10 protein-coding genes and 1 other annotated feature are annotated in these 12,924 nt (G+C 35.4%); of the genes, 6 read left to right on the forward strand and 4 right to left on the reverse strand.

Features of this window, described 5'->3' with window-relative positions; all coding sequences use genetic code 11:
* The 4 genes from BUB45_RS13860 to selD form a co-directional block, all read right to left on the reverse strand.
* Positions 1 to 252, reverse strand: a 252-nt coding sequence (locus tag BUB45_RS13860) for an IS110 family transposase (RefSeq protein WP_139300170.1), incomplete at its 3' end; no start/stop codon positions are given.
* Positions 253 to 605: 353 nt separating this feature from the next.
* Positions 606 to 1,604 (reverse strand): tryptophan--tRNA ligase, encoded by a 999-nt coding sequence (gene trpS / locus BUB45_RS13865; protein WP_073011076.1) that lies wholly within the window; start codon positions 1,602 to 1,604, stop codon positions 606 to 608.
* 55 nt (positions 1,605 to 1,659) lie between these two features.
* Positions 1,660 to 1,838: a binding site (T-box leader), on the reverse strand.
* Positions 1,839 to 1,929: 91 nt separating this feature from the next.
* Positions 1,930 to 2,973 carry a tRNA 2-selenouridine(34) synthase MnmH gene (mnmH, locus tag BUB45_RS13870; RefSeq protein WP_073010756.1) on the reverse strand — a complete coding sequence of 348 codons (1,044 nt, stop codon included), beginning with the start codon at positions 2,971 to 2,973 and terminating at the stop codon, positions 1,930 to 1,932.
* A 22-nt stretch (positions 2,974 to 2,995) separates the two neighbouring features.
* Positions 2,996 to 4,045 carry a selenide, water dikinase SelD gene (gene selD, locus BUB45_RS13875; RefSeq protein ID WP_073010759.1) on the reverse strand — a complete coding sequence of 350 codons (1,050 nt, stop codon included), beginning with the start codon at positions 4,043 to 4,045 and terminating at the stop codon, positions 2,996 to 2,998.
* A 343-nt stretch (positions 4,046 to 4,388) separates the two neighbouring features.
* On the opposite strand from selD, the gene BUB45_RS13880 reads away from it, so the two are divergent.
* From BUB45_RS13880 to pepF, 6 genes are all read left to right on the forward strand, one after another.
* Positions 4,389 to 5,591, forward strand: coding sequence for a putative glycoside hydrolase (locus tag BUB45_RS13880; RefSeq protein WP_073010762.1), 1,203 nt, complete (start codon positions 4,389 to 4,391; stop codon positions 5,589 to 5,591).
* Positions 5,592 to 5,857: 266 nt separating this feature from the next.
* Positions 5,858 to 6,442 carry a GNAT family N-acetyltransferase gene (locus BUB45_RS13885; protein ID WP_073010764.1) on the forward strand — a complete coding sequence of 195 codons (585 nt, stop codon included), beginning with the start codon at positions 5,858 to 5,860 and terminating at the stop codon, positions 6,440 to 6,442.
* An 886-nt stretch (positions 6,443 to 7,328) separates the two neighbouring features.
* A complete protein-coding gene (spxA, locus tag BUB45_RS13890) occupies positions 7,329 to 7,724 on the forward strand; it encodes a transcriptional regulator SpxA (protein WP_073010767.1) in 396 nt (131 codons plus the stop codon).
* A gap of 514 nt (positions 7,725 to 8,238) precedes the next feature.
* On the forward strand, positions 8,239 to 8,922 hold the full coding sequence (mecA, locus tag BUB45_RS13895) for an adaptor protein MecA (protein WP_073010769.1): 684 nt from the start codon (positions 8,239 to 8,241) through the stop codon (positions 8,920 to 8,922).
* A gap of 788 nt (positions 8,923 to 9,710) precedes the next feature.
* Entirely contained in the window at positions 9,711 to 10,901 is a 1,191-nt protein-coding gene (locus BUB45_RS13900; RefSeq protein ID WP_073010772.1) for a competence protein CoiA, read from the forward strand.
* Between the two features lie 160 nt (positions 10,902 to 11,061).
* Positions 11,062 to 12,870 carry an oligoendopeptidase F gene (pepF, locus tag BUB45_RS13905; protein WP_073010774.1) on the forward strand — a complete coding sequence of 603 codons (1,809 nt, stop codon included), beginning with the start codon at positions 11,062 to 11,064 and terminating at the stop codon, positions 12,868 to 12,870.
* Positions 12,871 to 12,924: the final 54 nt, after the last annotated feature.

Raw genomic sequence — 12,924 nt, forward strand, 5'->3', positions numbered from 1 at the left:
AAGCCAATAGTGCCCCGTTGGCTCCATACCAATAATAAAATCGGATTTCTCTTGTTGTATGGCTAATTCATCCATCCAATGAATGAACGTTTGGAAGCCTTCCAACGCGTTTTCAAAGTATAGCGGCTTTCCAAATTGAACCCCGCGGAAATCTTGTGCGCGAGCAACATGTTTATTCTTGGCGATGTCGACCCCAATAATTAAAGATTTGTCTGTCAGTTGTAATATCTTCTCATTTTGTTTATAATTCATGTTAGTCCTCCTTGGTTCATTTTAAGGGTCCAGTTTTGCTCAACAGCATTGGACACCTCGTATCATACCAAGGGGGCTTTTTTAGTTCAATCCTCATTTTGCTTTATTACAGGAATACTTTTCTATAGTATTAAAGTAACGGGTGAAGCAACTACGCTTTACCCGATTTTTTTCTTTATAGGAAAGTCGTTATAACGAGAAGCGTTTTTTAATCCCTTATATAAGTGTTGGACAAAACAAAGCGGGTAATAACAGCACTTAATTTCCCTTTTTTCATAAGAGGACGATAGGTCCCCTTGGGTTACTAAACAATGAATGGGGATAACAGAAAAGCCCCACTCATTGATTTTACATTATTTTTTCTTTTTTACTCTTCCTAAGCCCATTGCTTTTTTGGCTTTTGCCACTGTTCGATTTGCGGTGAGGGCAGCTTTTTCGGCACCAACATCTAAAATTGAATCTAATTGTTCAGAATCCAAGAGTGAATAATAGTTGTCTTGAATTGGTTTTAGCACCTCAATGATAGCATTAGCTGTTCCTTGCTTAAATTCTCCATAACCTTTGTGCGCATATTTTTGTTCAAGGGATGCAATAGATTCACCGGAGCAGATGGAATGAATAGATAATAGGTTAGATACACCTGGTTTGTTTTCTTTATCGTATTTTACGATTCCTTCAGAATCAGTGACAGCACTCTTAATTTTCTTTTCGATTTTTTTTGGTTCATCAAGCATAGAAATAAACCCTTTTTCATTCTCATCGGACTTACTCATTTTCTTTAAAGGGTTTTGCAATGACATAATACGTGCACCAACCTTAGGTATACTTACCTCTGGTACAGTAAAGATATCGTTATATCGATTGTTGAATCGTTGTGCTAAATTTCTCGTTAATTCTAAATGTTGTTTCTGATCTTCTCCTACAGGAACGAGATCGGTTTGATATAGTAAAATATCAGCCGCCATTAAGGCAGGATAGGTGAGTAAGTTTGACGGAATAGCAGCTTCTCTATCTGCAGATTTATCTTTATATTGGGTCATTCGTTCTAACTCACCCATATAACTAATGGATTGTAGCATCCATCCTAATTGCGTATGTGCAGGGACTTCCGATTGGATAAATAGCGTTGATTTTTCTGGATCAATACCAGCTGCTAAATATAAGGCTGCAAGCGAACGGATGTTATTTCGAAGTTTTAATCGATCTTGCGGAACAGTAATCGCATGTTCATCCACAATACAAAAATAGCATGTATGGTCATCTTGAAGTTCCGTAAAATGTTTTAATGCACCGAGGTAATTTCCTAAAGTTAACGTACCACTTGGTTGAATTCCTGAAAAAATTGTTGTCATTTTGTTCACTCCATTTTCATTATTTTCCATATAAAAAGGCTCAATAATCCCCTGTTACAGGGACGATTGAACCGCGTTGCCACCCTAATTACCTTCTATAGAAAAGGTCACTTCATTCATGCTAACAAGCTCTAAAGCCCAATTCCAATAAACCATGGTGCTTGTTTTCACCTGCCACAAGCTCTCTTAAAAACCAGCGGGAATATTGTACTATATCTTTGTCATCGCTAATGGTATTTGTTTTGTATTATTATATAAAGCTTTGTTAAACATTGCAAGGCAGGAGTTTGGCGTCTACGCCATTTCTTGTCATTTGCTGATTAGGTTATTTGGCATAAAAGCTGTTATCTATCTGCTCCTTTATTAATTGATAGGCTTGTGGTATATTTTTCGCTTTAATTCTTATTTTTTTATTATCGGGTATTTGTTTCGTCGTATAGTCGTATAAAGGATCATAATAATATTTGAGCAATAGCATGACTGCTAATTCGTAGTGTCCTGCGTTTAATTCCGTTTCAATTTGTTTAGCAATAGGTGTATGAATGCGCTTTTTGATACGTTTAAATGCTTCTAAACAAGATTCTTTATACTTCCAAGGTTCGTATTCTTTTATAATTTCTGCGGTTCGTTCTTCAATGGGAAGTTCAATGATAAATTGCGTGCCCTCCGTCTTCTTTTTTAAGAGAAAGTTTGGTAAAATCACTCTACCTACTCGCTTACTTTCACCTTCAATAAGCATAAATGGCGTTTGTTTTATGCTTTCTATTTGTTCGATGAGCAACGCATCAAATGTTTTTTGGTTATGTGGTTGTAAGCCAATTTGACCAAATATGGAACCACGGTGATTAGCCATTCCTTCTAAATCAATAACAGGGTAATTTAGTTTTGCTAATCTTCTAAGTATGGTTGTTTTTCCTGATCCAGTATGACCGTTTAGTACGAGTGCTTTCGTATCCCAATTTAAATTTTCTAACGTGTTCACAACCCAGTTGCGATAACTGCGATAGCCTCCATCTAACCGATAAACGCTAATCCCCATTAAGTCTAAAACAGTAGCTGTTGTTTTACTCCGCATGCCACCGCGCCAACAGAATACAATCTTTTCTCCATCTGTATTTGAAAAACTTTTCACAAAATGAGGTAGTTTTTCAGCCATTATTTTTAAGCCATGCTCTTTAGCTATTTGAGGGCTTTTTTGTTTGTACAATGTACCTACTTCTGCTCTTTCTTCATCATTAAAAAAGGGAATATTGATACTGTTTGGAATCGTGGCGGTGTTAAATTCAGAAGGAGATCTTACATCAATAAGCGTAAGTTTCTTTTTTTCCTTCATTGACCTAAGTGCTTCAATAGTAATATTTTGCAACAATGTTTTGCCACCTCTTCCTATCTTACTCCTGTACGTAAATATGTGCTTTCGTATTTTCCGTAGCCTCGCCAATAATTGCGGCATGTATACCTTCAGCTTGTAGTTCAGATAGAAGTTGAGCAGCTTCTTTATCCTTTACGGCCATTAACAGACCACCTGAAGTAACCGCATCACATAAAATCCACTGGTCTATCTGGTCCATGCTACTTGAAAAAGAGACTTTTCCTTGTACGTGTTGAAAATTATTCTTTGTACCACCAGGAATAGCGCCTAATTCTGCTAGTTCCTTAACCCTAGGTAGTTTAGGGACTTTATGGTCGTATATAGTAAGACTGATTTCACTACCTATGGCCATTTCGGATGCATGGCCTAACAACCCAAAACCTGTGACGTCTGTACAGGCGTGTATTTCATACCTTTGCATAATATGAGCAGCTACTTTATTTAATGTAGCCATTACCTTCGTAACATGTTCAATCTCTGTATCTGTAAGTAAATTGCGTTTAATTGATGTTGTTAGTACACCTACACCAATCGGTTTTGTCAGAATTAACTTATCATTCGGTTTCACTCCACTGTTTGTCTGCACTTTTGCAGGGTGTATAATTCCGGTTACGGCAAGTCCAAACTTTGGTTCTTTGTCATCAATGGAATGTCCGCCTACTAATGCAACGCCCGCTTCAGTCAATTTATCACCAGCACCACGTAGTATATCGGCTAAAATTTCCTTATCTAAGGTGTGGACTGGGAAAGCAACGATGTTCAATGCCGTTATTGGTGTACCGCCCATAGCATAAATATCACTAATGGCGTTAGCTGCAGCAATTTGTCCAAATGAATATGGATCATCTACAATTGGTGTAAAGAAATCTAACGTTTGCACAATAGCTGTATTTTCATTAATTTGGTATACTCCAGCATCATCGCTTGTATCTAAACCGACAAGGACGTTTGGGTTTGGAGTGGGTGAAGGGAGTTGTTTTATAATGTCAGCTAAATCAGCGGGGCCAATTTTACAACCGCATCCCCCTTTTGTGGTAAGCGTTGTTAGTTTTACATTGTTCTTCGTCATTAAGAAGACTTCCTTTCTTATACTATAGAAAAGTATAATTGTTAGGTTTTATTTTAAGAAAAACTACCGCTTCCGCCATGATGTTTTGGCGGTATGTCAAGTTTTTCTAATATATCTAACCCTTATTATAGAACAAACTTTTTAAATTTGCATATGTAAAAAAGGAATTAATGAAAATTGGATCTATCTTCTATAAAAATACAATCTAGCACGTCCTATTAACAAATAACGAGTGATCTAGGAAATGGTAATCATTTTCAACATAAATTGATATTTTTCATTCAAAATTGACAGGTTTTCCTTTATACTAGAACTACAATTATGAAAATGGAGATTGATAAGCATGAGAAAAACACGAAATCTACTAATTTCAGGGATTAGTATTGCTTTATTAAGTCTTCCTATGGTTGCACATGGGGAAGAGACAGCTACTGCTAGCTTACACCAAGAACGTGAACTTAGCCTACAGCCGTTAAAAGATAGTATGAAACGATTTGTACATACCTCAGACTATACATTTGAATATCCAGATGCGGTGCGTGGTATTTATGTGACTGGAAATTCAGCGGGAGGAAGCAGGTTCAACAATCTTGTTGATTTTGTTGATCAGACGGAATTGAATTCAATGGTCATTGATGTAAAAGAAGATAATGGCAATTTAACATTCACTCCTGAAGAAGGTTCTCCTTATGAAGATATGGCTTCAAATATGATACAGAATCCTGAGAAAATGATGGAAACTCTGGAAGAAATAGAAATCTATCCGATTGCTAGAGTGGTAGTTTTTAAAGACTCCGTTCTAGCTAAAAAACGCCCTGACCTGTCATTTAAAAAGAATGGACAAGTGTGGGTTAATAATAAAGGGGAAGCGTTTGTTAATCCGTTTCAAAAGGAAGTATGGGAATACAATGTAGAAGTGGCTAAGATGGCTGCGCAGATGGGATTTCAAGAAATTCAATTTGATTATGTTCGTTTTCCGGAAGGATTTGAAACGAGAGACAAAGAATTGGATTATAGTTTAGGTGATTATAAGGACAGTGAAATGGACGATGTGCAAAAGCGTGTTCAAGCAGTTACTGATTTCGTAGAATATGCGCGAAATGAACTATCAAACTACGATGTTGATGTTTCTGTAGATATCTTTGGTTATGCAGCTACAATAGAAGAAGCGCCTGGAATTGGACAGAACTTTTCTAAAATATCAGAGAACGTAGATATTATTTCATCCATGATTTATCCTAGTCATTGGACATCTTATTTCGGTATTGAAAAGCCAGATACCGAGCCTTATAAATTAGTGGATGAGTATGCGAAGGTGGAAAATAAAGTATTAGGTGCTTTAGAAGAACCGCCAGTTTCAAGACCTTGGCTTCAAGATTTTGAAGCACCTTGGTTGTATTCTGGAGCAACGAAGCAATACGGGAAAGCCGAAGTAGAGGCGCAGATTAAGGCGTTGTATGAGAATGGAATAAATGAGTTCTTACTTTGGAATGCTGGTAACACGTATTCAGAAAATGTTGATTACACAATTGGATTAGACGAATAATAAAATTGGAGAAGTTGCTGTTTATTGAAACGGTAAAACTTCTCCATTTTTATATAAAATGTATTAATTTTGTGAATCCTATAAGTATATTTTTGTTCATTGGTAATTTAACAAATATTCTTTTTTTCGTTATACTATAGAAAAGCTTAACGTTTTAAGGTTTATAGTATTAGGCAAACTACCGTTTATGCTAAAGTTTTAATGGCAAGCAAAACTTCCTAATACTTATACTTATAAAGCGTACTAAAAAATAAGGGAGTGGATCAATGAATTGGTATGAAAAGTTAAATAATTATTTTTCTGTAGAAGAGATGAAATCGAAGGAGCATATGGAGAAGCTTTTGGATGAGAAAGGTAATGTCTATTACAAAGATGAAAGTGACTTGCACGTAATGATGTATGCAGAATTTGATACTTTCATCTTTATTGATTATTTATGGGTGTCATCTAAAGCTAGGGGTAAAGGGATAGGACATTCATTACTTGAGAAGTTGAAAGAAAAGAATAAGCCAATTATTCTAGAGGTTGAGCCAGTTGATTATGAAGATACGGATACAGCCAAAAGATTACATTTTTACCGAAGAGAAGGTTTTGCACATGCGCAATCGATTGGTTATAGTAGGAGATCGCTTGCTACCAACGAAGACACCGAATTGGAGATACTATACTGGTCGCCAAGTAATGAATCAGAAGGTTTTATATATGAGCAGATGAAACAAATGTATGAAGTAATTCATACGTATAAAGATAAAGAGGTCTATGGTCGAAGTTATCAGCATGTAGATGAGGTTTTAAAATACGATGAGGATCGAGAAAATAACATTTTTGACAATTTACAAGCAGATAAATAAAGGGTGTATTACATCAATGGAGAAACCCTGTGCTTATCGGCAATTTTTTATGGTGATAGGTAAGTTTTTCTAATAATATAATAAAATCCATAAAAGTCCAGTTATTTCTTGCTTAGTCTTGTAAAGTGCACATTGTCCCATTCTTGAAGTGGGTGACTAATAGCACATAGAAAAGCCTTTTTACTTATTTAGTAAGAAGGCTTTTCTATGGTGGTTTAGACGTAATTAATGACAAATGTGAGCAATCGTCTAATGGTATATAACAAGTGTTAACTTATTTCTTTCGTCTTAGTCAATCGATTTAATTTTGCGGCTAATTCAAGCGTAGATGTTGTGGAATTTTCATCGCTTGCAAAAGCGTTAGATCCGTGTTCTGTGAAATCTAATCCCGCTATTTCTTCTGTAGAAACGCTCAGGGAGGTTATTTGCTTGATTGCGAAAAACAAGTCCCCTAAACAAGCTGCTGTCCAACAAGTAATGACAATGACATCAAGCGTTCGAACGCCGAGTTAGGTTAGACCATGGCCGTAAATGAACCCAGAAGAAGTTGAAAAAACCCAACTGCAAGCGTCCCCCCAAATACCGTAAAGTCCATGGACTCAAATTGCGCCTACGGGGTCATCAATCTTTAATTTTTTAGTGAAAAAAGTGGATTTTATCAAATAACAGGTTTAAACAAGAACAATTATGGGTAACTTACAATTAAGCGGTAGAATAAACGTAATAAAAAAGTATAAAATCTAATAATTTCTCAAAAATCCTCTACCTTTCGCTTGACATTTGTAGTATAATCTACATATAAGGTAATTTAAACTTATTTTTATTTGATAAAACATTCAAAGTTTATAAAGGAATAAACTATTTAGAATGAGGAGTGAAGTTTTTGATGGTTACACTTTATACCTCACCAAGTTGTACATCGTGTAGGAAAGCTAAAGCATGGTTGGAAGAACACAATATCCCGTTTACGGAGCGTAATATATTTTCTGAACCGTTAACATTGGATGAAATAAAGGAAATCCTGCGTATGACTGAAAATGGTACAGATGAAATTATTTCAACTCGGTCAAAAGTATTTCAAAAATTAGAAGTAAATATTGACCAACTACCAATGAAGGATCTCTTTAATTTGATTCAAAAGAACCCTGGGCTTTTAAGAAGGCCAATTATTTTAGACGAAAAACGTCTACAAGTTGGTTATAATGAAGACGAAATCCGTCGTTTTCTTCCAAGAACTGTTCGTACCTTTCAATTACGGGAAGCGCAAAAAATGGTTAATTAATCTTGAAGTAACAAGATAATAATTGCAGAACACAGAGTTATATGGATAATATAAAAAACACAGACCAGGCCAGTGGTGCTGTGTTTTTTGCGTTGAAATTTAATTTTTGGATACAAAGAGCTGTAACGCCCGTATCAATCATTGTAAGCTGCCTTGGGATACGTTAGATTAGTGTGGATGAAACAAAATCCCACTAATAAAATTCAATTTAACTAATGTATTTGATAACGATTTTTATTTCCTAAAATCGTCAAAAAAAATAGCGTGACAAATCTTTCATTATAGGTTAAAATATGTTACTAATTAAATAGGCATATATGTTTCCAAATTCCTTCTTCATATCATACAATATGATTAAGTGAATGTACCTTATTTAGAATTCGGTGACAAATAAAGGCGAGATTCTTAATGCTGAAAACAAGGTTAAGAATGAACAAAGAAGGGTATTGTGCAAGTAAGTTACAAGTGGTGAGACTGTATCTTCCACCTACCAAAAAAAGAAGGGGGAGAAAAAATGGAAATAGAAAGAATAAATGAGAATACAGTTAAGTTTTACATTTCATATATGGATATTGAAGATCGTGGTTTTGAACGCGAGGAGATTTGGTACAACAGAGAACGAAGCGAACAACTGTTTTGGCAAATGATGGATGAAGTGAATTTTAAAGAAGATTTTAATGTTGATGGTCCATTATGGATTCAAGTTCAAGCTTTGGAAAAGGGACTTGAAATCATTGTTACGAAGGCTCATATTTCCAAAAATGGTGATAATATTGAATTACAAACAGATGATGGAAATGCGGTAGATTTTCCGGTGGACAAGAAAATCGAAAATATGCTTGAGGACAAATTTAGCAAAGAAGATGAAGAAGATAACGAGCAATACAATGATGAGAACCTTTGGATTATTGCTAGCTTCAAAGATTTTGAAGATGTTATCCAGTTAAGTCACTATTTTATAAATGACAATTTAGGGACTGTAGAAACCTTATACCATTATAACGATACCTATTTTTTATATATGGAATTTTTGGAAGATGAAATTGAAGAAGAAGAACAAGAGAACATGATTAGTAAAGTTTTTGAATTTGGTAATGATACAGATATTACGAATCATGTGCTGTCTGAATATGGAAAAATTATTTTTGAACAAAACACATTCTCGAATATTAGAGCTTATTTCCCTGCAAACATATAGGCACTCTGTATAGAGTGCCTGCGTTTTATTTATTCATATCCTCCGCCCTTCACTTTCCTTTTTTACATTCTTTCATTAAACGAGGACTTATTCTATAAGTGCTTTCTGCTTTAACGATGCTATCAGAAATACTTTACGCGTTAAATGGTATTTTTGACGAGTGCTTATTGATAAAATCTTTTAACCATCGACTTGAGATAAGTGTCCAATAAATAAAGCCTGTCCAATATTAATAAGCAGTTGAAAATTCTGCCGTCACTAAAGGAATGGGCTTTCTTGTTCAAATCAACAGCCTCTTTGTGGGTGGAAACATGAGTCTGTGTTTCTTTTACTATAGGACAGTACAAGATTTTAGTTTATAGTATAAGAAAATCAAAGAAAACAAGAGAAAACGTTAGTATATAGAGGGAGTATAAAATTTGATGCTATGGCGTAATCAAATAACAGAAGGGCCCCGTCCGGCTCCAGCGCCCAGCAACTAGGCGACTTCACTCCATTGCCCTAAGATAAGTCATCATAGGTTCTTTCTAAATAGGAAGGCCGACTAAAGACGGGCTTGCCGGGGGGCGCCGGCATACTCCTGTTGCAGAAGCATGATTCCTAAAACTTTCGTTGATTCGTTCCAGTCGCTACGTTGCTAAACGGGCGCCCCGAGCCTTTGTTTCAAGGGGGGAGGCTCAATTTCACGTATGGACAAAAATTTCATATGTCGGTTTCAACGCACCTATACATTTTCAAGCAAATAAATAAACAACAATAACATATCAAATAGAAGAGGAGGTTTTTTCATGCTACAAGCTATGGACAAGCATGGTAACACAATAACATTATTTACAAATACTTACCGGGAAATAGTTAATATGAAAAAAAATGCGCAATCTTTTTTTTGCCCGATTTGCAAAGGCGCCGTTTTTATACGTTCTGGTAAAAAGGTAATCCCTCATTTTGCGCACTATTCCAATCCAAATTGTCACGCAGTAGAAGAAGGTGAGGGACTGTATCATGAACGAGGAAAAATGTTACTTTTTAACTGGTTGATTAAACAGAATCTAGCAGTTGAATTAGAATCGTATATTAAAGATATTAAACAGCGTCCAGATTTACTTCTCCATATTGGAAAAAAGCGGATAGCAATCGAGTATCAATGTGCAACTATTTCTAGGGAACTTCTAAAAGCTCGAACAGAAGGTTATCGTTCGGTTGGTATATACCCATTATGGATATTAGGGGCAAACCAGTTAAAACGAAAAAGCGCGCATAAATTGCGCATAAATACTTTCGTTCAGTCTTTTATCCACCAGTTTTCGGCTCAACTCTCACCACGAATTTTCTTCTTCTGTCCAGTAGCAAATCAATTCATTATTGCCCACGATATATATATGACTTCCAAACAATTAGCTATTACCACCTTTATAAATTCCAAATTAAATCAATTTTCATTGTTAAATTTGTTTGATCATAAATTATTTACTAGTGAAAATTTGTATACGCTATGGGAGCGAGAAAAATTAATTTTTCGTACAAAACAACGTCATAAACTTTCTATTCAACAGCTTCAATGGCACAAATGGCTCTACAGCAAAAACGTATATCTTCATAATCTTCCTTCTATTATTTATCTTCCAATTCAATCCCAGCTTTTCATGAACAAGCCGCTATGGGAGTGGCAAAGTAGCTTTGTATTAGAAAAATTAGCTTTACTTCAAACTGGTGAGACGATAAACATCGATTCTTATAAAAGAATCCCTAAGGTGAATACAACAAGTGAATTTCCTTTAACCTGTAATACATTCAATCCATTATATGAATATATGCTACTCCTCAAGCAACTACAAATGTTTAGCCAACAGTCTGCAATCACTTTTAGAAAACAAACGGATATTTATTTTCCTAAAACAATAGATGAAGCAGTGATTGCTGATAGACATCTCCTCCACAAATTGAAACAGCAAAAAATAAGCATGTTTCTTCCAAAATAATGTATACTAAATAACAAAATATTTTTTTCCTATAGAAAAAAATCGTATAATCGTTCTGAAAAAGAAATTTGGAACAGGAAAAAGCTATTGAAAAGCGAAAATCTTTATAGTGGGAACAATTTAATGTATCCTATTAAGGAACAATGAGGAGGTTAAGGAAATGGCAAAAGCTAATAAAGAACTACCTAAAAGAACAGAACTCCCTGTTGAATTAACATGGAGGTTAGAGGATATTTTTGAAACGGATGAAGCATGGGGACAGGAATTAGCAGATTTGCAGAAAGCTATTCCAGAAATTGAAAATTACCAAGGCGTATTAGGTTCCTCTGCGAAAAACCTTTATGAAGTGTTAAAGCTTCAGGATCAATTATCGGAACGGTTAGGCAAGCTCTTTACATATGCACATATGCGTTATGATCAGGATACGACAAATTCATTTTATCAGCGGATAAATGCACAAGCAGAGAACGTTATTACGGTTGCATCTAGTAAAATGAGCTATATTGTACCAGAGATTTTAGAAATTAACGAAGCTACTTTAAAGCAGTTTTTGCAAGAAGAAGAAGGTTTGCAAGGTTATCAAAAAACATTGGATGAAATCACTCGTCAGCGACCGCATATTTTAAATAAGCGCGAAGAGGCGATTTTAGCTGAAGCTTCAGAGCCGTTAGGAACTGCTTCTCAGACATTTGGTATGTTAAACAATGCAGATTTAACGTTTCCATCAATTAAGGATGAAGACGGAGAAGAAGTAGACGTTACACATGGTAGATATATTCGCTTTATGGAATCACAAGATCGTTCTGTACGGAAGGCAGCTTTTCAAGCAATGTATGAAACGTACGGTGCGTTTAAAAACACATTTGCGTCGACATTGAGTGGAAATATTAAAAAAGATAACTTTGTTGCCAAAGTAAGAAATTACGAATCTGCTAGACAAGCCGCGCTTGATAATAATCATATTCCGGAGAAAGTGTATGATAATTTAGTTGAAGCAGTTAATGAACGTCTTCCGTTACTGCATCGATATATTCAATTGCGTAAAAAAGTGTTGGAATTAGATGAATTGCATATGTACGATATTTATACACCGCTTGTTCGTGATGTTGATATGGAAATCACCTATGAAAAAGCGCAGCAATATGTGCTTGAAGGCCTTGCTCCATTAGGAGAGGGTTATTTAAATATTGTAAAAGAAGCGTATAATAATCGATGGATTGATGTGGAAGAAAATAAAGGAAAACGCAGTGGGGCTTATTCTTCAGGTGCTTATGGAACGAATCCTTACATTCTGCTGAATTGGCAGGATAATGTAAATGATATGTTTACTTTAGCTCATGAGCTGGGACATTCTGTTCATAGCTACTATACGCGAAATAACCAACCTTATCGCTATGGAAACTACTCTATTTTTGTTGCGGAGGTTGCTTCTACATGCAATGAAGCATTGTTAAATGATTACTTATTGAAAAATTTAACAGATGAAAAACAAAAGTTATACGTATTAAATCATTTTCTAGAAGGGTTTAGAGGAACTGTATTTCGTCAAACAATGTTTGCTGAGTTTGAACATATGATTCATGTAAAGCAACAGCAAGGAGAAGCTCTAACTGCAGAAAAGCTTACGGAATTGTACTATGATTTGAATAAAAAATATTATGGTGATGATGTTGTTTCAGATGAAGAAATTGGTCTGGAATGGGCGCGAATCCCTCATTTCTATTATAATTATTATGTATATCAGTATGCAACAGGATATTCTGCAGCAACTGCATTAGCGCAGCAAATTTTAACAGAAGGTGATGGAGCTGTGGAACGTTACACGAATTTTCTAAAAGCAGGTAGTAGCGAGTACCCGATTGAAGTATTGCAAAAAGCTGGCGTAGATATGAATAGTAAACAAACGATTTTGGATGCATTAGATGTGTTTGCTGAAAAACTGGAGCAATTAGAAGATCTGCTTAAGTAATCTGTTTATCTCATTAAAAACATAGCTTTCCTCAATTCTTATGGTGAAAGCTAT

Source organism: Virgibacillus chiguensis (assembly GCF_900129865.1).
GTDB lineage: Bacteria > Bacillota > Bacilli > Bacillales > Amphibacillaceae > Virgibacillus > Virgibacillus chiguensis.